Raw genomic sequence first — 21,502 nt, 5'->3', positions numbered from 1 at the left:
TCTCACATGCCCCCGCTCGTATCCGCGTGGAAAAACGCCCCGCTCCGGCCGCCGCAAACCGTTGTCCCGTAACGGTTGGCGGGAATGTGACCCACACGCCCGGACGATCTCTGACACGTCAGCGGCCAATAATGTGGCGTTACATCGGAAATGACTTTCGCAACGTTTGCCGGGCGTGGGGGCGGCCGGCATCTGTATCGGCACGAACAGTGACTCGCCCGGCGATGCGCAGAAACGGGTACGCTTTATCCATGGCGGGACGCTGGCGGGTGTTCCTGGCGTTCCCCACGGCGGTGCGTGCCGATGGCACGAAGCTTGCGCCGACTCTGTTTGCCGTATTCCCGAGGGAGGACGTCATGCCGGTCATGTTCATCGTGCTGGTGCTGCAGGCGCTGGAAGGGCTCAGTCCGCTTGCGGTGCCCGAGTTCGCCCGAGCCCGGTTCGACAGCGGTGCCCGCGATGCCGTCGCGGTCATCGAGCGTCCACACTAGCCGAGGCCAATCCACGCGCCAGACTGGCCGCGCCGTTCTCTCCGGGCTTCCCCTGTACGACAACCGGAGAGACCGACATGAATCGAAGCGATGTGACCGACCTCATCATCGAGGCCAAGGTAACGCGCGGCATCACCTGGGCACAGGTGGCCGAGAAGGTGGGCAAGAGCAAGGAATGGACGACTGCTGCCTGCCTGGGGCAGATGACGTTCGACGAGGCCGGCGCGCGGGCCGTCATGGATATCTTCGACCTGCCGGCCGAAGCCGAGCCGTGGCTGCGCACGGTGCCCTACAAGGGCTCGCTGCCGACGGAAGTCCCCACGGACCCGCTGATCTATCGTTTCTACGAACTGGTCAGCGTCTACGGCACCACGTTCAAGGCGCTGATCCACGAGGAGTTTGGCGACGGCATCATGAGCGCGATCGATTTCCGCATGGACCTGCAGCGCGAGGCCGATCCGAACGGCGACCGCGTCCGGATCGAGATGTCCGGCAAGTTCCTGCCGTACAAGACGTACTGACGACCGTACCGGATCAGCCGAAGCGTTCAGCCAAAGAACTCCTGGTAGTAGCGCGTGCATGTGCCGGATTGCCGGAAGGTGTAAGGCAGTTCGGCCATGGCGGCGGCATCCAGCGAGCCGAACGGGATGTCCAGATCGGCTTCCGGTTGATCGGCCACGTTGTCGGTGCGGGAGAGGTTCTGGGGGTTCATGGTGGATCTCGCTCTGTCGGGCGCGGCTGAATTGCCGCCATGCAGCAATCCTACGCATCGACCCCGCCGGGATCATCACCCCTTCCCCGAAAAGACTGTTTCACATCGGTAATTAATCGCTTGCCGCTATCGGGGCGATAGGCCGCCCCAGGTTGCCGCAGCGCAACATTCCGCGGCGCCCATGAATTTCCCATTCTTCCCGCCGTTGCGATGGCGCCGGACTATATTGCCTGTGGAGCCTTTGACGTGAAGCGGCTCCTCACATCGCTGCCAAGCCTTTCGCTTCCCTATTCCGGGAGACCTGCCATGAGCCTGCCGCCATGCTTTGCCGACCGTCGCGAGGCAGGCCAGTACCTGGGCCGCAAGCTGGTCGAACTCGGATACACCCGGACACCCGATGGCGATGCGGCGTTGGTGCTCGCCCTGCCGCGCGGCGGGGTGCCGGTGGCCTATGAAGTGGCACGTGCCATCGGCGGATTGCTCGACATCCTGCTGGTGCGCAAGATCGGCGCACCGGGTTATCCGGAACTGGCGCTCGGCGCCGTGGTAGAGGGCGACGCGAGCGGACGCGATCCGCATACGGTGATTAACGACAACCCCTGGGCTAGCCGTGCGGTGGAGTCGGGCGCCTTCGATGCGGAACGGGGCAGGCAACTGGGCGAGATCTGCCGCCGCCAGCAGCGGTATCGCCAGGGGCGGCCCGTGGCGGCCATGGCGGGGCGATGCGTGATTGTGGTGGACGATGGCGTGGCCACTGGCGCCACGATGCGTGCAGCGCTCGATGCCGCGCGCATCGCCGGTGCGGGGCGCATCGTCGCCGCCGTGCCTGTGGGGTCGCCGGACGGGCTGGAAACATTGCGCGCTGCCGCCGATGAGGTGGTGTGCCTGAACTCGCCCGCCAGCTTTGCCGCCGTGGGCGCGTTCTATCTCGATTTCACCCAGGTCAGCGACGACGAGGCCATGGCGTTGCTGCGCGAGGCCGATTGCGCCTCGACCCGGCCGGGTTTGAACTGGCCGCGCGGCGGCATCGGGGGCGCGGCATTTACGCCGGGTCAGGTCGCGCGCTGAGTCGGGTGGTTCAGCCCCCGCCCTTCAATCGCGCCTTCAGGTGCGGCACCAGGCCGCCCGCTTCCAGCATGGCGCGCAGGAAATCGGGCACGGGTTCGCAGGCCACGCTTGATCCGTCCGCCAGCCATACGCTGGCCGTCGCAAGATCGAACGTGCCGCGCGCACCGTCGGCAAGTGCCTCGGCATGCGGGCACACCAAAACCGGCAGGCCCAGGTTGATGGCGTTGCGGTAGAACAATCCCGAGAAGGACGACGCCAGCACCGCTGCCACGCCAAGGTGGCGCAGGGCCTGCGGGGCCTGCTCGCGCGACGACCCCATGCCGAAGTTGCCGCCCGCCACGACGATGTCGCCATGCCGCACACTGCCCGGGAAATCGGGCCGCAGGTTTTCCAGGCAATGCTGGGCCAGCGCATCGATGCCAGCCTTCATATAGAGGCCGGGCGCCATCGCATCGGTATCCACGTCGTCGCCAAAGCGCCAGATGCGGCCGGGTTTGCAGTCTTTCGTACTGGGTGCAGGAGACACTTCGGGAACTACGTTCATGCGAGAAACTGACGCGGGTCGGTGATCTGGCCCGTCACGGCCGTGGCGGCGACGGTCATCGGTGAGGCCAGCCAGACGGCGCTGCCCGCATCGCCCATCCGGCCAGCGAAATTGCGCGCGGTGGACGCAATGGCGCGGCTGTTTTCCGGAAACCGGCTGAGGCCATAGCCTGCGCAGGCGTTGCACGCATTGGGCAACAACTGGGCGCCAGCATCGAGCAGCACGCCCAGCGTACCCTCGCGCTCGGCCTGCTGCTGGTCTCGCACCGAAGCGGGCGCCACGCGCAGGCTTATGCCAGGGGCCACCTTGCGGCCACGCAGCACGCGCGCGGCCATGCGCAGGTCGTCGAGCTTGGCGCCGGTACACGCGCCCAGGTAGGCGATGTCGATGGGTTGTCCCGCCGTGTGCGCCACCGGCGCGCTGTTGGCGGGGCTGTGCGGTGCGGCCACCTGGGGGCTGAGCGCGGAAGCGTCAAAGCGGTGTGCGGCAAGAACCGGTGCCTCATCATCGCTGCGCCATTGCAGGGGATCGATGGCGGCCAGCGTCGCGGGATCGACCCCCGCATCGGCCAGCCACGCCAGCGTGGTGGCATCGGGCGCGATCAACCCGGTCTGCGCGCCAAGTTCGGCACACATGTTGGTCAACGTCATGCGCTCCTGCATGGACAGCGCGGCGATGGTGTCACCGGTGAACTCCACGGCTTCGTAGCGGCCGCCGGCCATGCCGAGCGTGGCGCACAGATGCAGCATGATGTCCTTGGCGCAGACGCCCGCGCCCAGCTCGCCATGCCATTCGATGCGGATGGTCTGCGGCACGCGCAGCCAGATTTCGCCCGTGGCCAGCACGCCAGCCATTTCCGTGGCGCCGATGCCGAACATGTAGGCGCCGAACGCGCCGCCAGTGGGACTATGGCTGTCTCCGCCGACGATGAAGCGGCCCGGCAGCACGTGGCCGCGCTCGGGCAGTACCACGTGGCAGATGCCCTGGCTGTCGATCAGGTTCGAGATGCCGGACTGGCGCGCCCAGTCACGCGTGAACTGGACGATGGTCTCGGCCTCGGCGTCAGCGGCGGGTACGTAGTGATCGGTGACCACCACGAAGCGTGCGGGGTCCCACACCGTAGCGCCCAGTTCGCGCAGCAGGGGCGCCACGCGCCGCGGCCCGCTGGAGTCATGCGCCATCGCCAGATCGACCTTGCACATCACGATGCTGCCTGGCGTGACGGCATCCACGCCCGCTGCGCGCGCCACGAGCTTCTGTGCGAGCGTGGCGGGACGGGTCCCGACGGGAGCGGTGCCGCCGCCAATCACCGTCATTCCGGCTGGGCTCCGGAGTACCTGACCACAGTGGCCCAACGCTTCACGTCCTGCTTCACGAAGTTCGCGAACTCGGCAGGCGGCATGCCGCTGGGTTCGGCGCCATCCGTTTCCAGCCGCTTGCGCACGGACGGCTCGTCAATGCCGCGCCGCGCGGCCTGGTAAAGCGCCTTCGCAACGTCCGGCGGCAGGTTGGCCGGGCCGAACAGGCCGAACCACGCGCTGGATTCGAATCCCTTCACCGTGGCACCGATCGGCTGCACGCCGGGGAACTGCGGCAACGGGGCGGGGCTGGTGACGCCAAGTACCTTGAGCTTGCCCGCTTTCACGTGCTGCGCCACATTGAGCGTGCTCGCGAACATCAGGTCCACCTGGCCCGCCAGCAGATCGGTCACGGCCGGTGTGGTGCCCTTGTAGGGAATGTTGACGATGTAGGTGCCCGTCATCATCTTGAACATGTCGCCGGCCAGATGGACGGACGAACCCATCGACCCGACACCGAAGTTGAGCTTGCCCGGCTGTGACTTGGCCAGCCGGATCAGCTCGGGGATGTTGTTGGCGGGCAGCTTCGGCGTGGCCACCAGCACGCTGGGCACGGTGGCCACCAGCATGAGCGGTGTGAAATCCTGCACGGGATCGAACGGCAGCTTCTTGTAGAGCGTGGCGTTGATGGTATGGCTCGTGAAACTCATCAGCAGTGTGGTGCCATCGGCTGCGCTCTTGGCCACGATATCGGCGGCGATATTGCCACCGGCGCCGGGTCGATTCTCCACCACCACGGACTGGTTCAGGGTCTGCGACATCTCCTGCGCGATGGTGCGCGCCAGCGTATCCGTGGTGCCACCGGCCGATGCACCCACCAGGATCCGGATCGGCTTGCCGCCCGCCACGGCGGCGTGCGCGGGGATCGTGGCGGCCATCGAGATCAGGGCGAGGCACGTGGCGCCAAGCCAGCGTCTTCCACGATGCATCACGGGTGCTTGGCTGGCAGAGCGGACGGATGCGGCAACTGGCTGGCGGGCTGGCTGATGCCGGCCCGGGCGAACAACTGGCATGGCGGGGGCTCCACGATTGTGATCAGGAGTGCGCAGTATGGCCCGGAAACGTCGGTGCCGAGAAGCCCAGGGAAGTAGGGCTGAATGGGCCGGGCGGGAGGCGCGCTGGCGGCGGAACGTGTCCGCGGCCAGCGCCCGGTGCGTCAGTCGCGCAACCCGGTGCGGGTTTCGTTTTCCACCCAGACGTTGGCACTGTCGCCGCCGCCCATCGGAGACAACTCCATGCGGTACTCATAGCGGTCGGGGCGATACTGACCCATCAGCAACTGCACGGGGCGGCCTGCCTTGTCCAGCACCACGCGGCGTACTGCCAGCAGGGCGCCGCCCACGGGTACGTCGAGCAGCGGCGCCACGACCACGTCGGCCAGCCGTGCGGTCAGCACCTGCGAGGCGCGTCCCAGTTCCACGCCGGCGGCTTCCAGCAGGCGCAGCATCGGCGTGGTTTCCATGTCCTTGCGCGAGAGCGAGCGGCCCAGGTCCGCAGGCAGGTACACGGTGATGTGCGAGAGCGGACGGCTCTTGTAGTGGCGCACGCGCACCACCTTCATGACCGGATCGCCTACCTGGATCTGCAGGGCCTCGGCCACTTCGGGCGTGGCATGTACCTCGTCGATGGAAATCACCTTGACGGAGGTTTTCTCGCCCATCTCGATGATGGTGCCCAGCAGGCTCGTGGACTTCTCGGACTCGGTGGACTGCGGCTTGACCGGGTGCGGATTGACAAACGTGCCCAGACCGCGATGGCGGCGCACGAGACCTTCCTGTACCAGACGGTCGAACACGCGGCGCATGGTCACGCGCGACGCGTGAAACTGCTTGGCGAGATCGATCTCGCCCGGCAGCGGACCCTGGCCGAAACGGCCTTCCACGATCTGCTGGCGCAGCACCACGTAAATCTGGTGATACAGGGGAACGACGGCTTCACTCATGGTTGCCCTTGCGAATGCGTTGATCCGACTAATGTACTTTAAATCAGACATAGAGCGTAGCATGAAACCTGCCCGTGGCGCATGAGACGCGAGGGCACCTGCGAGCGGCAACGCCCAACGCTTTGCGCAAGAAAAGGCGCCGCACGGGCAGCATTGCGCCGCACGGCGACGATGGGGGCGCTTTCGCCACCGCTCGTCCGGCGCGCGGGTTCCCCGTCACCCCCCGAGCGGCATAGGGACCACCGCTGTACCGTTGTTTCATGACCGTTACGTCGCGTGGTCATGCGGGTTTGTGCGGAGGTACGCGCTAACTCCTTGATTGCAGGACTGATTTCCTGCGATCGCGGCGCAGCGGCCGGCAACCGGCCAAAACCCGTGTCACAACGCTGTGACATGTCTCCTCCCAAGCACAGGTTTCCCCCTGCCGACATGCCCGTTTCGGTGCGCGAAGTTCCCCGCTCCTAACCCGCCAGCCTTTGTATTTCAATGGATTACGCACCAAGGCGGTGTGGCTGGCACTGAATATGCGCAGGGGAGTCCCGGTCTGGTCATCAAGCCGGACCTGAACCTCCAGCCGATGTTCTCGAGAGCGCCGGCCGGAGGGTTGAGCCGCAGTACCAAACTTCCTGGGAGCTTCGAATGAAAAAGACTTTACTCGCGTCGGCAGTAGGCATTGCGATGGGCTTCGCTGGTCAGGCAATGGCAAACCCGACGAACAACATCGACGGCAATAGCACGACGGCTACCGCAACGGCAACCTCCACGCAGAGTGGGGCAGGCGCTTCGGCCAACGAATATTCAAAGACTTACCAGGACAACAGCACCGATACGAAGACCAACACCCTGTCGTCGACGAAGAGCTCGACGTACACGCGGACCTCGACGGAAACCAACACCAACTCCAAGAATCGCACCAAGCAGGATGTGGGCGGCCTCGGTAACGCAGCGGCAGCAAACGGCAGCACCGCCACCGCGAACTTCAGCAACGCGTTCAACAGCAGCAAGGCACTGGCCATCAGCAAGCTGAGCGGCGCCGTGTCGGGCAACTCGATCAGCAACATCGGCAACTACGCCACGAACAGTGGCAGTGCGGCTGGTGCGGCGGGCGGCGCTGGCGGCAAGGGCTATGGTGGCACCGGAAACGGCGGCACCGGCGGTGACGGCGGCAATGGCGGCAACAGCGGCAATGGCGGCTCGGGTGGCAGCGGCGGTTCCGCGACCAACGGCAGCGCCACCGCTGGCGACGCCTACAACGCTGGCGCAGTGGCTGGCAATGGCGGCCGTGGTGGCAACGCCGATGGCCGTGCTGGATCGGGCGGCGATGCCAAGGGCTACGGCGGCAGCGCGCTGTCGGCAAGCCTGGGTGCAGGCGGCCGTGGCGGTTCGGCAGCGGGCCTGGGCGGCAGCGCAGGTGCTGCCGGTCGCGGCGGCTCCGGTGGTGACGGCGGCTGGGCCAAGGGCAGCGGCGGCGGCGCACTGGGCGCAGGCCTGGGCGGTGGCTTGGGTGCTGGTGGCAGCAGCGGCGCGTCGAACTCGTCCAACGAGCGTGGCTCGGGCGCAGGCGGCACGGGCACGGCCACGGCTGGCGCTGGTGGCGCAGGCAGCGGCACCGGCACCGGCACCGGCTCGGGTACTGGCGGCGCCGGCAGCGGCACGGGCGGCGCTGGTGCAGCAGGCGCTTCGGGCACGGCAACGGCCACGGCGGGTGCGGGCACGGGCATGGGCGGCGCAGGCGGCGCAGCCACCTCGACGTCTGGCGCATCGACTGGCGGTGCTGGCTCGGGCACGGGCGGCGCAGGCGGCGCACAAACCAGCGTGGCTGGTGCGGGCGGCGCAGGCGGTGCAGCCACGGCAGGGGCTACCTCGACGCAGGCCACCAATGGCAGCGCCACGGCCGGCAACGGTGCAGTGGGTGCGGCTTCGGGAACCGGCGGCGCAGGCGGTGCGGGTGGTGCAGGTGCTGGCGGCACGGGCGGTGCAGGCAATGGTGCAGTGGGTGGCGCTGGCGGTGCTGGCGGTACCAACTACGTCGATGCAGGCACGTTCAACATGTCCAACGCCATGACCAGCGTTGGCCAGTCGGCAGCCGGCATCATGATCGCCAACCAGAACAGCGGTATGGCATCGCTGGTGCAGCAAAGCGTCAACGTGCAAGCCAACATGAACGTCGGCAGGTAAGACGACTGGTGCGCTCCGTGCCGCTCCGAACAGAGCGGACCGGGGCGTCCGGTATCTCATGTGGCTTTCCGCGTGCATCCCGGGCAACGCGTCCGGGATGCACTGCAACGTCAGATGCTTGCAGGTCCGGTGTCGCAGCCCTCACGGGGGCATGGCCCGGAACATGAGGAGACGCACCATGCGATCGCATCGCACTGTTGTCACGATCCTGGCGACAGCCACGCTGGCGTGGCCATTCGCACAGGCCATCGCGGGTCCGCCCGAGGCCGAGGCATCCGCCACGGCGGCAGCGGCAGCAAGCGCGGGTCCTGAAGGCACAACTGCCGTGGCAGTGGCGGAAGCCCGGACCGGCATCTTCGGCACGGCCTCGCGTGCGGTGGGGGCAGACAAGCTCGCCGATGTCCGTGGCGGCGCGGAAACCGTGGTCAACGATATGACGCTGCGCGGGATGGTGGGCAGCAACGCGGCGGTCAATACCTACTCGGGGCAGAACATGATCTCGGAGGGTTCGTTCGCCAACTCGGCCGGCTTGCCCACAGTGATCCAGAACACGGGCAATAACGTCCTGATCCAGAACGCCACCATTCTCAACGTCCAGTTCAAATGAACATGCGAAGCCTGCTGATGGCAGCCGCCTGCCTGGCGGCCGTGCTGGGGGGCATGCACGACGCCCGCGCCGATACGATCCGCGTACCCGGTAACCAGGGCAATTCGTACTATGTGCCGGTCACCAGCCTGCGCGAGGCACGCTTTCGCACCACCATCCGGCAGCAATACGACTTCAGCTGCGGCTCCGCCGCGGTGGCCACACTGCTGACGTACCAGTACAACATCCCCACCACCGAGCAGACCGTCTTCGCCAACATGTACGTCAATGGCGACCAGGCCAAGATCCGGGCCGAGGGATTCTCGCTGCTGGACATGAAACGCTTTCTGGCGTCGCGCGGCTTCGAGGCCGATGGCTACGAGCTGCCGCTCTCCAAGCTGGAGGAAGCCAAGGTGCCGGCGATCGTACTGATCGTGGAGAACGGCTACCACCACTTTGTGGTCGTGAAGGGGATCAACGGCAACCGGGTGCTGATTGGCGACCCGGCACGCGGCACACGCGCGCTGGAGCGCGAGCACTTCGAGCGGATCTGGGACAGCGGACTGCTGTTCGTGATCCACAACCGCACGGAAAGTGCGCGTTTCAATCTTGCGTCCGACTGGCGTGTCGCGCCGACCGGACCTTACTCTACCGGGATCAACCGCGACAGCCTCTATTTCACCGTCATGCCCAAGCATGGCGCCTCGGATTTCTGAGCAGGGGAGCAGCATGGTTCAGACAACCGATTCAACCGCACCACGCGCGCCGGGAACGCCCCGGCGCGTGGCGGGTCCGGCCACGGCAGCCGTGCTGCTGGGGGCGGGCCTGGTGTGTACCGGCCATGCGTATGCGGAAACCGACATGCTTGCTGCCGACGCCGTCGGCAGTGCCAGTCTGGCGGTCCCATCCGTGGTGGAACTCGTAGCGATGCCGGTATCGCTCGAACTGCCGCCGCTGGGCGAGGCACCTGTCGCGGCCACGGCCGTGGCGACTGCCGTGGCCGCGCTGGCAAGGCACGAGGAAGACGCGATCGCCGCTGTGGCCAACACCGGGATTTCGGCAGCCGATGCCGCAGCAGAACAAACCGTTGCCGAAGCGCCTGCGCTGGTCGTTCCGGTGAACAAGGCCACCGTGGCCCGACATCAACCCTCCGACGATGCGATGCGCCGCGCCATGACGCTGGCCACGCGTGACGCGGAGGCGCCGGTGTCCGAGGCACGCAAGGGCATGGCCAAGTGGAAGCCGGTGGCGCAGGCGCGGCTTGAGGAGTCTCGTGGCGGGTTTGATGCAGGCGGCCTGCAGATCGGCTTCGGCATCGACCGCGCGGTCTTCGTCAACGGCGCGCTGGCGGTGTCCACCAGCATCACGATTCCCGACGTGCGCGCCATGACGGCGGCGCAGGCTTCGCAGTTGCAACAGGCACTGGGGCAGGTGACGGTGGCCGTGAGCGCGGCGAACAACGCGGCCAATGCTGCGGTGGCGGCCGCACAGGCCGCAGCGGCGGCGGCGCAAGGGGCAGCGGCACAGGCAGCCCAGGCCGCGACAGCCGCGGCCAACGGCGCAGCGGCTACGGCGCAGGGCGCGGCGGGTGCCGCAGCCACGGCAGCCAGCACGGCATCGACCGGCGCGGCGGCAGCGGCAGCGGGTGCGGCAGGCATGGCGCAGACGGCCATCGCCAATGCGGGCACGGTAGCCACCAACGGGTTGATGACCGTCATACAGAACGGTGCCGGAAACATCGCAAACCTGGGTGCGGCAGCGAACATGCCGGGCACCGTGATCCAGAATAATCTCAACAACCAGAACATCCAGAGCCTGATGACGCTCAACGCCAGTGTGAACACGCTCGCGGCATTCCGCACGCAGCTTGCCAACACCGCGCTGAACAGCGTGATCCAAAGGTCCGCAGCAATGAGGTAGTCGCGTGTAGCCAAGAACGAACAGGTGCGGGCCCTGAAGTAAAGCCCGCCGTCCCGGGGGAGGAAGACGTCATGAAGAAGCGTTCACTACAGGGCATCCGCTATGCCGGATGCTCGATGCTGTTGCTGGGCGGGATGGCCCAGGCACAGAACATTCCGGATGCGGGGCCCCCTGCGTCCGGCCAACTGGAGATGCTGCAGAAGGAGCTTGCCGAACAGGCCAGGCAACTGGAAGCCATGAAGCGTGCGCTGGCCGACCAGGAGGCCACGATCCGCGCATTGAGCCATACCGTCGATAACGAGACCCTGGCGCGCAAGCGCGGCATGCAGGGCACTGGCGTGACGGGCGGCAATGCCGCCACCAACGCGGCGGCAGCCGGTGCGGCGGCAAGCGCCACGCAGATCAACAACACCGCGCAGCAGGGCGTGCAGGCGCAGCAGGCGCCCAGTGCAGCGCCGCCCGAGGGCATGGTGGAAGGCCAGGCCGCACAGCCGGGCGAGGCAGCGGGCGCGGAAGAGCCCGTTGGGCGTCCGCCCGAGCGCGAGACGCGTCCGCCGGAAATCGCACCGATCTTTGATCAGCCTGGCGTGCTGACGCCAGCCGGCAAGATCATCGTCGAACCCAGCTTCCAGTACGGTTATTCGTCGAGCGACCGCGTGGCGCTGGTGGGCTACACGGTGATCCCGGCCGTCCTCATCGGCCTGGTCGATGTGCGGCAGGTGAAAACCTCCACGTACATCGGCGCGATGGCCTTCCGCTACGGGATTACCAAGCGGCTCGAAATCGAAGCCAAGGTGCCGTACGTGCACAGCAGCAGCGATACCGTCAGCCGCGAAGTGTTCACGGGCACGGCGGTGGACAACGTGTTCAATTCCAGCGGCAGCGGGCTGGGCGATGTGGAAGCCACGCTGCGCTACCAGCTCAACTACGGCAACGAGAAGCTGCCGTTCTTCATCGGCTGGCTGCGCTACAAATCCAACACGGGCCGCGATCCGTTCGAAGTGGTGACGGACTGCGTGACGCGCTGCGTCAGCAACACCACGGGCACCGGGCTGCCGCTGGGCATGCCAACGGGTACTGGCTTCCAGGCGATCCAGCCGGGCGTGACGTGGCTGCTGCCGACCGACCCGGCGGTGTTCTTCGGCACGTTCAGCTACCTGCACAACTTTGCGCGTGACAACATCAGTCGCACAGTGCTCAACGGCGAGAAGGAGTTCCTCGGCAAGATCTCGCCGGGAGATATCTTCCAGTTCAACTTCGGCATGGGCCTGTCCCTGAACGAGCATGCCTCGTTCAGTATCGGCTACGACCAGAGCATCATCTGGCCGACGAAGCAGAACGGGCAGACCGTGCCGGGTTCGGTGCGGATCACGCAGGGCACGCTGCTGGTGGGCTATTCGTACCGCTTCAACAACAAGTACACGCTGAACCTGTCGGTGGGAGCCGGTCTGACGCGCGACACCCCTGACCTGACTGTGACCGTGCGCCTGCCGATCACATTCTGACCCGCGTGATGCAGTGCGAGGTGACGTGCGGAATCCTTCATGCGCGCGTCACCTCGGAGGGATCCGTTCGGTGCCTTGCACTGTGTGCGTGGAGAGAGTAGAACGAACGAAACCGTCCCTGACGGATACCCATGTTCCGGGGCGGCCTGACAGAGGAGGCAAGTCATGCGCAAACGGATCTTCTGGTTGTTGCCCGACCTGGCAAGCGCCCGCCGCACCATGGACGACCTGCTGCTGGCCCGCATCGAGAACCGCCACATCCACTTCGTGGGCCGTGACGGTGCCGACATGACCGGGCTGCACGAGGCGAACCTGTTCCAGACTTCCGATATCGTTCACGCCGCCGAGATGGGCCTCATGGTGGGCGGGGGCGTCGGCATCGTGGCAGGCGTGGTGGTGGCCATGTTCCCGATCGTCAGCGACACGCCGCAGTGGGGCCTCGTTGGCGTGCTCGCGGTGCTGGGCGCGGTGTTTGGCGCCTGGGCATCGAGCATGATCGGCAGTTCCGCTCCCAACAGCCGGTTGCGCGTCTTCGAGAAAGACATCGAGGCGGGCAAGCTGCTGCTGATGGTGGATGTGCCGCGTGGCCGCGTGGAGGAAATCGAAACGCTGCTCGAAGCCACGCACCCGGAAGCCCGCTTCGCAGGGCTGGACCCTGCAGTACCGGCATTCCCCTGAGCCTGCACCACACTGATGAAGACGGACCGCAACCCCGGGTTATCCCCGGGGGCGCTGTCCTGTGGCTACAACACCCGGCCGGGCCAGTCGTGCCCGGACTGTCCATTCGTTTGAACAAATAACGCGCTTGAGTTACCTTCCCTGAGCCGCCGTGCGGCGCACCGTCAGAGTGCGCGCTGAAAGCGCGGCGTAGCAGCTGCAGTCGATCATAAAAAGCCAGCGCTTCAGGAGGGGTCACAATGCGTTATGCAGGAAAATTCGCGTGCGGCATGCTTGCCGCCACGCTGGGATTCGCCGCGCCCATGGCGGCGCAGGCCGAACCCGGCATCACCAAGTCCACGATCCGCATCGGCCAGTCGGCTGGCGTGAGCGGCCCCGTCGCGGGGTCCGTGAAGGAGCAGATCGCCGGTGCCCAGATCTATCTCAACGCGATCAATGCAAATGGCGGCGTAGGCGGGCGTCGCATCGAGCTGCTGACCTATGACGATGGCTTCGACGCCAAGCGCACGCCGGACAACGTGCGCAAGCTGATCGGCGAAGACAAGGTGTTCGCACTGTTCATGGTGCGCGGCACGCCGCAGAACGAAAGCATCCTGCCGATCATCGCCGCCGAAAAGGTGCCGCTGATCGCGCCGCTGACCGGCGCCATCACGCTGCATCGCCCGGTCAATCGCTACGTGTTCAACGTGCGCGCGAAATACCAGGATGAGGTGGCCCGCGCGATCAACCACCTGGCCACGTCCGGCATGAGCCGGATCGGCATCTTCTACGCCAACGACGGCTTCGGCCAGGACGTTTTCGAAGGCTATAACACCGCGCTGCAGGCGCGCGGCGTGCAGCCAGTGGGCACGGCATCGTTCAATCGGCCGATGGGCGATATTGCCCAGGGCGTGGCGAGTATCAACAAGGCCAATCCGCAGGCGGTGATGGTGATCGGCTCGGGGTCGGAAGCCGCGAAGATCATTCGCGAGATGAAGAAGGCGGGCAGCCAGGCGCAGTTCGTGACGCTGTCGAACAACGCGGCGGATTCGTTCATCAAGGATCTTGGTGAGGACGGCAAGGGCCTGATCATCACTCAGGTGGTGCCGGGCATGAACTCCAGCCAGATGAGCGTGGCCAGCGAATATCGAAGCATGGCCAAGGCGCAGAACGCGGACCTCAGCAATGCGGGCATGGAAGGGTTCATGTCGGCCAAGGTGCTGGTGGAGGGCCTGCGCCGCGCCGGGCCGGAACCCACACGCGAGAAGCTCGTCAACGCGCTGGAAGGGCTGCGCGACTTCGACCTCGGCGGCATCCTCATCAGCTACAGCGCCACGCGGCATACGGGTTCGTCGTTCGTCGAGATGTCGATCGTCTCGTCGACGGGCAAGCTGATCCGCTAGTCCCTGCATTGCCAAGGGCGGGAGGAGGCTGCGGTATAGTGGCCGCCATGCCGATCTCCGCCCCCATCTCCACACATCCTTTCTCGCTCGCCGGCCGCGTGGCACTGGTCACGGGCGGCGCGCAGGGCCTTGGCCTGGCGATTGCCACGGGCCTGGCCGATGCCGGTGCACACGTGCTGGTGTGCGCGCGCAATACACAGCGCGTGGCCGATGCCGTGGCACAGCTACAGGCGCGTGGCGCCAGCGCCGAAGCGCTCGTACTCGACATCACGGACGAAGCAGCGGCGTCGGCGGCGTTCGACCAGATCGCCGCCACGCACGGCCGGCTCGATATCCTCGTGAACAATGCGGGCGCACGCAACCGCAACGGCATGGCCCATCTCGACGCCGACGACCTGCGCGCGATGCTCGACACCAATCTCGTTGCGCCGTACACACTGTGCCGCCATGCGGCACGGATGATGGCATCGCAGGGTTATGGCCGCATCGTCAACGTCAGCTCGATTGCGGGGCAGGTGGCGCGCGCCAACGATGTGCTCTATCCCGCCACCAAGGGCGGTCTCGATGCGCTGACGCGCGCCATGTCGGCGGACCTGGGGCGGCAGGGCATCACGGTCAACGGCGTCGCGCCGGGATACTTCGCCACCGAGCCGAACCGGAAGATGGTGGAGGACGACACGGTCTCCGAATGGCTGCGCAACCGCACCTCGCTGGGCCGCTGGGGCCAGCCGGAGGAAGTGGCCGGCGCCGTGGTGTTCCTCGCCTCGCCGGCAGCCTCGTATGTCACGGGCCAGGTACTGGCCGTGGACGGCGGCTACCTCGGACATTTCTGAGCGATTTCTTCGCCGCCGGCGTGCTGGTGCCGTAGTGCGCACGCAGGCATTCGATCATCGCGGCGGCGGCGGCCGAATCGCTGCGCTCCCGGAGCCGAACCAGGCAGATGTCGCGCTCCAGCGTGGGCATCTGCATCGGCCGGACGGCCAGCCCCTCGCGCCGGAACTGGAACAGCGCCAGCGCAGGCACCACCGACACGCCCAGCCCTGCTTCCACTAGCGCCGCCACCGTGGCCAGGTGCTCCACTTCCATCACACCATTGAGCCGGAGCGGATGCAGCGCCGCATCCAGATGCTGGCGCACGCTGCTTGTGCGCGAGAGCTGGATGAATGGCAGGCCAGCGAGCGCCTGGGGTGCAATACGCCGCTTGGCGGCCAGCGGGTGATCGGCCGGGCAGACCAGATGAAAGCTGTCATGGACGAGCGATTCGATGCGCAGGTCGGTGTCCTGGGCTGGCGCGGGCGCCAGCGCAAAATCGGCTTGCCCGCGCCGGACCATGTCGATGCAGCCATCGGCCAGTTGATCGTGCAGCGCCAGCGAGATGCCGGGATAGCGGCGATGGAAGTCGGCCAGCAGCGGCGGCAGGTCGCCACCGGCCAGCGAGGGCAGCGCGGCAATCGACACGCGGCCCTTGCGGCGCTCGGCATGGTCGCGCAGGTCTTCGAATGCACTCTCGAAATCCGCCAGCAGGCGCCGCGCCACTTCCTCGAAACGATAACCGTCGGCACTGAGATCCACATGACGCGTGGTGCGCTCGAACAGGCGACTGCCAGCCTGCTCCTCCAGCGTCTGGATCAGCGTGCTGAACGCGGACTGGGACAGATGGCACGCCTGCGCGGCGCGCGTGAAGTTGCGATGGGTGACCAGCGCCATGAAGGCGCGCAAATGCTTGACCGAGAGGTTTGCCAGCATGACGGGTGCGTGTATTCATCGACAAGATCGATAGATTAATCCAAATCATCCGTTTGTCGAGGGCAACGGGCACACCTAGAATGAGATCGCTGCCCATAGGAAACCCTGCGAACGCCCATGACTGCCCCCTTGCTGATCGGATCCGGAGCCGGCTTCTCCGGTGACCGTACCGACGCCGCCCTGCCCGTGGTGCGCACGCTGATCGCCGCAGGCGGCCCCGGCGCACTGATTTTCGAAACCCTGGCGGAGCGCACGCTGGCGCTGGCGCAACTGGCCCGCCGCGACAACCCCGAACACGGCTACGAGCCGCTGCTGGACCTGCTGCTGACGCCGGTGCTGGGCCTTTGCCTCACGCACGGCATTCCGATCATTGGCAACTTCGGCGCAGCCAACCCGCGCGCGGCGGCGCGGCGCGTATTGGCGCTGGCGGCCGAACTCGGCCTGCCCGCACCGCGCGTGGCTGTGGTGGAGGGCGACGATCTCTCGCACGATGCGGGCCGCGCCATGTTGCGCAGCATCGTAGGCGAGTCGTTTCCGGAAACGCGTTTCGTCTGCGCCAACGCCTATATCGGTGCCAGGGCGATTGCCGATGCGTTGCGCGAGGGCGCCCAGGTGGTGGTTTGCGGCCGCGTGGCCGACCCCGCGCTGGCCGTGGGCCCGGCGATGGCCCATTTCGATTGGGCCTGGGACGACTGGAACCGGCTTGCCGCCGCCACGATGGCGGGCCATCTGCTCGAATGCGGCGCGCAGGTCAGCGGCGGCTACTTCGCGGACCCCGGCATGAAGGACGTGCCCGATGTGCATGCCGTGGGTTTCCCGATCGCGCAGATCGACGCCGACGGCGGCATCGAGATATTCAAGGCGGCGAACACCGGTGGATGCGTGGACCTGCGCACCGTGAAGGAACAACTGCTCTACGAGGTGCATGATCCCAGCGCCTACCTCACGCCCGACGTTGTGGCCGATATCGGCGCGGTGACGGTGGAGCAGATCGGCACCGATCGCGTGGCCGTGCGCAATATCCGGGGCCATGCGCGCCCGGCCGAACTCAAGGCCAACCTGTTCCATCAGGGCGGATGGTTTGCCGAAGGCGAGATCTCGTATGCGGGACCGAATGCCGCAGCGCGTGCGCGACTCGCGGCGGACATCGTTCGCAAACGCATGCAGGGACTCGGGCACGACGTGCCGATCCGTTGCGACCTGATCGGCGTGCTGAGCGTCTTCGCCGACGATAGCGGCGCGATGATCTCCGCGCCGCAACCGCATGAAGCCGATGCGCGCGACGTGCGCATGCGCGTGGCACTCGCACACGAAGACAAGGCCGTGGCGCAGGCACTGCTGCGCGAGGTCAATGCGCTCTACACCTGCGGCCCGGCTGGCGGCGGCGGTGTGCGCACCGGGCTGCGTGCCCGCCTGAATGCCACGTCGTGCCTGGTGCCGCGCGACGCGGTGACTGCCACCCACGCGTTCGTCGCCTGACCGGAGTCCTGCCATGACCGCCACCCCAGACACTTCCGCGCCGCTCTACCAATTCGCCCATGGCCGCACGGGCGACAAGGGCGACCGCTCGAACATCAGCGTCATTGCCTACGATGCGCGCGACTTCGATCACCTCGTCGCCCATGTCACCGAAGATGCCGTGCGTGCCCTGTTCGCCGCCCGGCAGCCGCGTGCCGTGAAGCGCTACGTGGTGCCGTCGATCCAGGCGATGAACTTCGTCATCGACGGCGTGCTCGATGGCGGTGTCAACGACGCATTGAATCTCGACACCCACGGCAAGGCACTCGCGTTCCTGCTGCTGGGTTTGCCGATCCCCTTGCCGCCGCGGCTCGCCGGCGGCGCCTCATGATTGCCGAGCCGTTCCCCATGTCAAAACGAATAGAGATAGAGGAGACAACGATGTACGGATTCCGCAGGCCGCTGGCCATTGCCGCCTGGGCCATGTGCCTGGCATTGCCCGCAGGGAGCGCATGGGCAGAATTTCCCGACAAGCCGGTGCGCTTTGTGGTGCCGTTCGCCGCAGGCAGTGCCACCGACCAGTTGGCTCGCGCCATCGGCCAGGCCATGACGGTGGACAGCAAGGTCACGGTCGTGGTGGACAACAAGCCCGGCGCAAACGGTTTCATTGCCGCCAGCGACGTGGCCAAGGCTGCGCCCGATGGCTACACAGTGCTGATCACCACCAACACCACGCATGCGGCCAACGAACACCTGTTCAAGAAGCTGCCGTACGACCCGGTGAAGGACTACGCGCCGCTGACCGCGCTGGGACGCGGCGGCCAGATCATGGTGGTCAATCCGCAGGTGCCGGCCAAGACCGTTGGCGAGTTCATCGCGCTGGCCAAGAAGGAGCCGGGCAAGCTGAGCTTCGGCAGCGGCAGCTCCTCATCGCGCATCGCCGGCGAGCTGTTCCAGCAGATGGCGCATGTGCAATTGCTGCACGTGCCATACAAGAGCAACCCGCTGGCCATCACCGACCTGCTCGGCAATCAGATCCAGATGATGATCACGGACACGGCCACCGGCCTGCCGCAGGTGAAGACGGGCAAGCTGCGCGCGCTGGGTGTCTCAGGCAAGGCCCGCTCGCCGCTGGCGCCGGATGTACCGACAATCGACGAAGCCGGCGTGAAGGGCTACGAGATGAGCTACTGGTTCGCGGCCTACGCCCCGGCCGGCACGCCGCCCGCCGTGGTGACCAAGCTGAACCAGGTACTGGTGAAGGCCGCGAAGAGCGAAACGGCGTCGCAGTTCTACAAGACCACGGGCACTGAAGTCTTCACGAACACCCCTGCTGAACTGGCCAAGTTCCAGTCGCAGGAATCGGAGAAATGGGGAAAGATCATCAAGTCGGCAGGGATTCAGCCGGAGTGATGGGGTACGCAGAAACGGGTACGCGGATCATCTGCTTGCCCGTGGTTTTCTCCCCTCTCCCGCTTGCGGGAGAGGGGTTGGGGGTGAGGGCAAGCCGTCGCTAATCCCATGCATGGTTAGCACGTGAAACGCGGGGCCGCCCCCCCCCCCCCCCGCCCCCCCCGGGGGGGGGGGGGGGGGGCCCCCCCCGCCGTCGCTAATCCAATGCATGGTTAGCACGTGAAACGCTGGCCCTCACCCCCCGCCCCTCTCCCACTGCGTGGGAGAGGGGAGCAAACAAGCGGTCGGGGTAGCCTCTCCGCTTACTGCTTCAACTTCAACCGGTAATCCACCGCATACGGCAGCTTGCCCGGCGATGTCGATCCCACCGGCTGCGACAGCTTGGTGAACTCGGCTTCGCCGAATGCCGATAGGCGGCCTAGCGTCGAAGCCGTCTTGTCGCCGCTGACAATCGCTTCCGGTGCCAGTGCCACCATCGCTTCCGACGCCGTGCGCACAGCGGCGAGATAGGCCGCGGTGTCGTCCAGGTTGACCTGCTTCAGATCCACCTTGGTCCGCAGCCAGTCTCCCCAGTAGAACTCGGTGTACTCCGTGGCGCCCGTGGGCGGCGCGTAGCCGATGTCGCGCGTGAAGTAGACCAGCGAGCGGTACGGGTCGTTGCCAAGTCCGTTGTTGAGGCCCACGCCGCGCGGCAGATCGGCCGGGTAGACCGGGCGGTTCTCGCCATCCTTGAGCCAGACCAGCTTGCGCTCGCGCAGCGTGCGGAAGAACTGGGCGCGATTCAGACCGGACAGGTTGTCCTGCACGCGGACCCACATCTTGGCCTGCGGGCCACCCGTGGGCGCCTCGGTGACCGTGCTGAAGGCGTGGTGGCCATCGGTCAGGTACGGCTCGCCAAACGGACCCACCACCAGCGTCTTCATGTCCTCGGGCTTTTCGCCCACGGCCTTGGTGCAGGTGAACGTGCTGAGATCGTCGATGCGCGACGCGGCCGTGGTGCCGTTCTTGGCCGTCTTGTTCTGGCCGTTGTTCTCGCAGGCATCGTCGAAGTTCTTCAACGGCTCTGCCGCATAGCGACCCAGCTTGTAATAAATCTGGTCGCGCCCGATGGCCGGCTGCGTCGGGCGCAGGTCGGCCATGGTGACGAGGATGTTCTGCCCGGCGGTGGCCTGCAGGTACGTGGCAATCGGCGCCGGCGCGGCCAGCGGCGCGCAGACGGCCGGAAGCTGGCGGCTGCTACCCGGCACCTGGCGCAACTGGTAGGCCAGGTTGCGGCTGACCGGCAGCCACGTTAGCGAGCCGCCTTGCGACTGGCTGCCCACCGTTTCCTGCCAGTTGCCCGACAGCAGGCCATTGGCCGTTGCGCCGCCCACGCTGTTGTACGACAGGGCGACATCGACGGGGATGTTGTCGGCAGCCAGCGTGTTGCCGGCCACGGAAACGATGTTGCGACGCGTGCGGCCGGTAGCCACATTGGCGTCGTCGAGTTCGGGTTCCGAGCAGAGCCAGTCGCCATCCACACCGTGGGCCGCAAGCGCGGTGGCGGGACGCACCACCCAGTTACCCGTGGCAGCGCTGGTGCTGGCGCCGGTTTCATCGACGAACAGAGCCACGTTGCCTTGCTGACGGCCCACGAATACGCGGCCCACCTTGCTGCCGGCCAGCGTCAGCGTGTAGGCGCCCGGATAGCGGGTCTGGTCGGCGTCGGCACTCAATTGCCCGACCTGACCACCGGCGCAGGTTGCGGCGTAGCCTTGCCCCGCGCAGACACGCACGGCGCCGCTCGCATCGATGGCAAGCTGGCCAGCCGTGGCAGTGTCGCCAGCCTGGCGAAGATAGCTGTAGGTACCGACCACATCGGCCAGTTGCGCGCCACGGTTCGCGGCGGAGACATAACCCTGCAACAGTGCACCGTTGCCGGCCAGGACGTTGGGCACCTGGCCCAGCGCGCCGGACAGCAGGCCATCGTCAAGCGTGAAGCTGAATGTGATGGATGCAGCGGCGGCGGCCAGCGCGGCGGGAACGTCGCTGCCGACCGCAGCCAGCTTCGAGACGCGATACATGTTGCCCTCGACCGTGTACTGACCCACCAGTGTACCGGCCAGTCCGAAGCGCGAATCGAGGAAGCGCAGCGTCAACTGGCCGGCGGCGGGCTGGTCCAGGGCCACGGAGACCGTGTCGCCGAAGCTCACCGCGCCCACGTAGAGCGAGCCACCCGACAGCGGCTGCACGGCTGCCGGCGTGGTGCCGGTGCCGCCGTTGTTGCCCGTGCCGTTGTTGCTACCGGTGCTGCCGTTGTCATCGCTACCGCCGCAAGCGGCCAGTGTGGCGGCCAGCGCCAGCATCGTGACCGTGGCGATAGCCGATGGTGCGTGGCGTCCCGCGTGGTGTCCCGCTTGGTGTCCCGCTTGGTGTCCCGTGTTCCTCGACCTGCTTCCCATGATCTTTCCTGTGTTGTTGTCGTCTGGGCAAGCGTGCGTCGTACGCGGCACGTTGCCGCGCGCCAGTCTAGGCACGGGGG

Annotated in this window: 21 protein-coding genes; 14 read left to right on the top strand and 7 right to left on the bottom strand. The window is 66.6% G+C overall.

Features of this window, described 5'->3' with window-relative positions:
• Positions 1-251 precede the first annotated feature (251 nt).
• Positions 252-491, top strand: a complete 240-nt coding sequence (locus ABDB81_RS14350; RefSeq protein WP_137927570.1) for a hypothetical protein — start codon at positions 252-254, stop codon at positions 489-491.
• Positions 492-568: 77 nt separating this feature from the next.
• Entirely contained in the window at positions 569-1,012 is a 444-nt protein-coding gene (cynS, locus tag ABDB81_RS14345) for a cyanase (RefSeq protein WP_346811742.1), read from the top strand.
• Between the two features lie 26 nt (positions 1,013-1,038).
• Here the strand turns inward: cynS and ABDB81_RS14340 are convergent, their stop codons facing one another.
• Positions 1,039-1,203, bottom strand: a complete 165-nt coding sequence (locus tag ABDB81_RS14340; protein WP_171020492.1) for a hypothetical protein — start codon at positions 1,201-1,203, stop codon at positions 1,039-1,041.
• 306 nt (positions 1,204-1,509) lie between these two features.
• On the opposite strand from ABDB81_RS14340, the gene ABDB81_RS14335 reads away from it, so the two are divergent.
• Positions 1,510-2,271 (top strand): phosphoribosyltransferase family protein, encoded by a 762-nt coding sequence (locus tag ABDB81_RS14335; RefSeq protein WP_137927568.1) that lies wholly within the window; start codon positions 1,510-1,512, stop codon positions 2,269-2,271.
• A 10-nt stretch (positions 2,272-2,281) separates the two neighbouring features.
• Here ABDB81_RS14335 and ABDB81_RS14330 read toward each other — a convergent pair whose 3' ends face one another.
• The 4 genes from ABDB81_RS14330 to ABDB81_RS14315 all read right to left on the bottom strand — a co-directional run bounded on the left by ABDB81_RS14330 (position 2,282) and on the right by ABDB81_RS14315 (position 6,115).
• The gene (locus ABDB81_RS14330) at positions 2,282-2,815 is read right to left on the bottom strand and encodes a 3-isopropylmalate dehydratase (protein ID WP_346811740.1); all 534 of its coding nucleotides are present in this window, start codon (positions 2,813-2,815) and stop codon (positions 2,282-2,284) included.
• Complete coding sequence (locus ABDB81_RS14325; RefSeq protein ID WP_346811738.1) at positions 2,812-4,131, bottom strand: 3-isopropylmalate dehydratase large subunit; 1,320 nt, start codon at positions 4,129-4,131, stop codon at positions 2,812-2,814. Before ABDB81_RS14325 ends, ABDB81_RS14330 begins: the two co-directional genes overlap by 4 nt.
• Positions 4,128-5,186: a tripartite tricarboxylate transporter substrate binding protein gene (locus ABDB81_RS14320; protein WP_346811736.1), complete on the bottom strand. Its 1,059-nt coding sequence runs from the start codon at positions 5,184-5,186 to the stop codon at positions 4,128-4,130. The genes ABDB81_RS14325 and ABDB81_RS14320 overlap by 4 nt, the downstream gene beginning before the upstream one ends.
• A 143-nt stretch (positions 5,187-5,329) precedes the next feature.
• On the bottom strand, positions 5,330-6,115 hold the full coding sequence (locus tag ABDB81_RS14315) for a GntR family transcriptional regulator (RefSeq protein WP_137927564.1): 786 nt from the start codon (positions 6,113-6,115) through the stop codon (positions 5,330-5,332).
• Between the two features lie 639 nt (positions 6,116-6,754).
• On the opposite strand from ABDB81_RS14315, the gene ABDB81_RS14310 reads away from it, so the two are divergent.
• The 8 genes from ABDB81_RS14310 to ABDB81_RS14275 all read left to right on the top strand — a co-directional run bounded on the left by ABDB81_RS14310 (position 6,755) and on the right by ABDB81_RS14275 (position 15,197).
• Positions 6,755-8,293, top strand: a complete 1,539-nt coding sequence (locus ABDB81_RS14310; protein WP_160474355.1) for a hypothetical protein — start codon at positions 6,755-6,757, stop codon at positions 8,291-8,293.
• 178 nt (positions 8,294-8,471) lie between these two features.
• Entirely contained in the window at positions 8,472-8,900 is a 429-nt protein-coding gene (locus ABDB81_RS14305; RefSeq protein WP_137927562.1) for a hypothetical protein, read from the top strand.
• Positions 8,897-9,595: a C39 family peptidase gene (locus ABDB81_RS14300; protein WP_137927561.1), complete on the top strand. Its 699-nt coding sequence runs from the start codon at positions 8,897-8,899 to the stop codon at positions 9,593-9,595. The genes ABDB81_RS14305 and ABDB81_RS14300 overlap by 4 nt, the downstream gene beginning before the upstream one ends.
• Before the next feature lie 13 nt (positions 9,596-9,608).
• Positions 9,609-10,799, top strand: a complete 1,191-nt coding sequence (locus ABDB81_RS14295) for a hypothetical protein (protein WP_160474353.1) — start codon at positions 9,609-9,611, stop codon at positions 10,797-10,799.
• A gap of 71 nt (positions 10,800-10,870) precedes the next feature.
• A complete protein-coding gene (locus ABDB81_RS14290) occupies positions 10,871-12,304 on the top strand; it encodes an acetate kinase (RefSeq protein WP_137927559.1) in 1,434 nt (477 codons plus the stop codon).
• Between the two features lie 165 nt (positions 12,305-12,469).
• Positions 12,470-12,982 (top strand): DUF1269 domain-containing protein, encoded by a 513-nt coding sequence (locus ABDB81_RS14285; RefSeq protein ID WP_137927558.1) that lies wholly within the window; start codon positions 12,470-12,472, stop codon positions 12,980-12,982.
• Positions 12,983-13,221: 239 nt separating this feature from the next.
• On the top strand, positions 13,222-14,364 hold the full coding sequence (locus ABDB81_RS14280) for an ABC transporter substrate-binding protein (RefSeq protein WP_346811732.1): 1,143 nt from the start codon (positions 13,222-13,224) through the stop codon (positions 14,362-14,364).
• A gap of 47 nt (positions 14,365-14,411) precedes the next feature.
• The gene (locus tag ABDB81_RS14275) at positions 14,412-15,197 is read left to right on the top strand and encodes an SDR family oxidoreductase (protein WP_346811730.1); all 786 of its coding nucleotides are present in this window, start codon (positions 14,412-14,414) and stop codon (positions 15,195-15,197) included.
• On the opposite strand, the gene ABDB81_RS14270 is transcribed toward ABDB81_RS14275, so the two are convergent.
• Positions 15,148-16,110 (bottom strand): LysR family transcriptional regulator, encoded by a 963-nt coding sequence (locus tag ABDB81_RS14270; protein ID WP_137927555.1) that lies wholly within the window; start codon positions 16,108-16,110, stop codon positions 15,148-15,150. The genes ABDB81_RS14275 and ABDB81_RS14270 overlap by 50 nt on opposite strands.
• 117 nt (positions 16,111-16,227) lie before the next feature.
• On the opposite strand from ABDB81_RS14270, the gene ABDB81_RS14265 reads away from it, so the two are divergent.
• From ABDB81_RS14265 to ABDB81_RS14255, 3 genes are read left to right on the top strand one after another with little or no spacing between them, the layout of a single operon-like run.
• Positions 16,228-17,589 (top strand): acyclic terpene utilization AtuA family protein, encoded by a 1,362-nt coding sequence (locus tag ABDB81_RS14265; RefSeq protein WP_346811728.1) that lies wholly within the window; start codon positions 16,228-16,230, stop codon positions 17,587-17,589.
• A gap of 13 nt (positions 17,590-17,602) precedes the next feature.
• A complete protein-coding gene (locus ABDB81_RS14260) occupies positions 17,603-17,959 on the top strand; it encodes a hypothetical protein (RefSeq protein WP_160474351.1) in 357 nt (118 codons plus the stop codon).
• A 50-nt stretch (positions 17,960-18,009) separates the two neighbouring features.
• Entirely contained in the window at positions 18,010-18,981 is a 972-nt protein-coding gene (locus ABDB81_RS14255; RefSeq protein WP_346811726.1) for a tripartite tricarboxylate transporter substrate binding protein, read from the top strand.
• A 302-nt stretch (positions 18,982-19,283) separates the two neighbouring features.
• On the opposite strand, the gene ABDB81_RS14250 is transcribed toward ABDB81_RS14255, so the two are convergent.
• A complete protein-coding gene (locus tag ABDB81_RS14250) occupies positions 19,284-21,422 on the bottom strand; it encodes a ParB/Srx family N-terminal domain-containing protein (RefSeq protein WP_346811724.1) in 2,139 nt (712 codons plus the stop codon).
• Positions 21,423-21,502 lie beyond the last annotated feature (80 nt).

It is taken from the genome of Cupriavidus sp. DL-D2 (genome assembly GCF_039710735.1).
Classification (GTDB): domain Bacteria; phylum Pseudomonadota; class Gammaproteobacteria; order Burkholderiales; family Burkholderiaceae; genus Cupriavidus.
This window is presented reverse-complemented; position numbering and strand designations above follow the sequence as displayed.

Bases quoted from the DNA above. Each gene is read 5' to 3' on its own strand.
- ABDB81_RS14350 (WP_137927570.1), top strand. From the start codon at position 252: ATGGCGGGACGCTGGCGGGTGTTCCTGGCGTTCCCCACGGCGGTGCGT.
- cynS (WP_346811742.1), top strand. From the start codon at position 569: ATGAATCGAAGCGATGTGACCGACCTCATCATCGAGGCCAAGGTAACG.
- ABDB81_RS14340 (WP_171020492.1), bottom strand. From the start codon at position 1,203: ATGAACCCCCAGAACCTCTCCCGCACCGACAACGTGGCCGATCAACCG.
- ABDB81_RS14335 (WP_137927568.1), top strand. From the start codon at position 1,510: ATGAGCCTGCCGCCATGCTTTGCCGACCGTCGCGAGGCAGGCCAGTAC.
- ABDB81_RS14330 (WP_346811740.1), bottom strand. From the start codon at position 2,815: ATGAACGTAGTTCCCGAAGTGTCTCCTGCACCCAGTACGAAAGACTGC.
- ABDB81_RS14325 (WP_346811738.1), bottom strand. From the start codon at position 4,131: ATGACGGTGATTGGCGGCGGCACCGCTCCCGTCGGGACCCGTCCCGCC.
- ABDB81_RS14320 (WP_346811736.1), bottom strand. From the start codon at position 5,186: ATGCCAGTTGTTCGCCCGGGCCGGCATCAGCCAGCCCGCCAGCCAGTT.
- ABDB81_RS14315 (WP_137927564.1), bottom strand. From the start codon at position 6,115: ATGAGTGAAGCCGTCGTTCCCCTGTATCACCAGATTTACGTGGTGCTG.
- ABDB81_RS14310 (WP_160474355.1), top strand. From the start codon at position 6,755: ATGAAAAAGACTTTACTCGCGTCGGCAGTAGGCATTGCGATGGGCTTC.
- ABDB81_RS14305 (WP_137927562.1), top strand. From the start codon at position 8,472: ATGCGATCGCATCGCACTGTTGTCACGATCCTGGCGACAGCCACGCTG.
- ABDB81_RS14300 (WP_137927561.1), top strand. From the start codon at position 8,897: ATGAACATGCGAAGCCTGCTGATGGCAGCCGCCTGCCTGGCGGCCGTG.
- ABDB81_RS14295 (WP_160474353.1), top strand. From the start codon at position 9,609: ATGGTTCAGACAACCGATTCAACCGCACCACGCGCGCCGGGAACGCCC.
- ABDB81_RS14290 (WP_137927559.1), top strand. From the start codon at position 10,871: ATGAAGAAGCGTTCACTACAGGGCATCCGCTATGCCGGATGCTCGATG.
- ABDB81_RS14285 (WP_137927558.1), top strand. From the start codon at position 12,470: ATGCGCAAACGGATCTTCTGGTTGTTGCCCGACCTGGCAAGCGCCCGC.
- ABDB81_RS14280 (WP_346811732.1), top strand. From the start codon at position 13,222: ATGCGTTATGCAGGAAAATTCGCGTGCGGCATGCTTGCCGCCACGCTG.
- ABDB81_RS14275 (WP_346811730.1), top strand. From the start codon at position 14,412: ATGCCGATCTCCGCCCCCATCTCCACACATCCTTTCTCGCTCGCCGGC.
- ABDB81_RS14270 (WP_137927555.1), bottom strand. From the start codon at position 16,110: ATGCTGGCAAACCTCTCGGTCAAGCATTTGCGCGCCTTCATGGCGCTG.
- ABDB81_RS14265 (WP_346811728.1), top strand. From the start codon at position 16,228: ATGACTGCCCCCTTGCTGATCGGATCCGGAGCCGGCTTCTCCGGTGAC.
- ABDB81_RS14260 (WP_160474351.1), top strand. From the start codon at position 17,603: ATGACCGCCACCCCAGACACTTCCGCGCCGCTCTACCAATTCGCCCAT.
- ABDB81_RS14255 (WP_346811726.1), top strand. From the start codon at position 18,010: ATGTACGGATTCCGCAGGCCGCTGGCCATTGCCGCCTGGGCCATGTGC.
- ABDB81_RS14250 (WP_346811724.1), bottom strand. From the start codon at position 21,422: ATGGGAAGCAGGTCGAGGAACACGGGACACCAAGCGGGACACCAAGCG.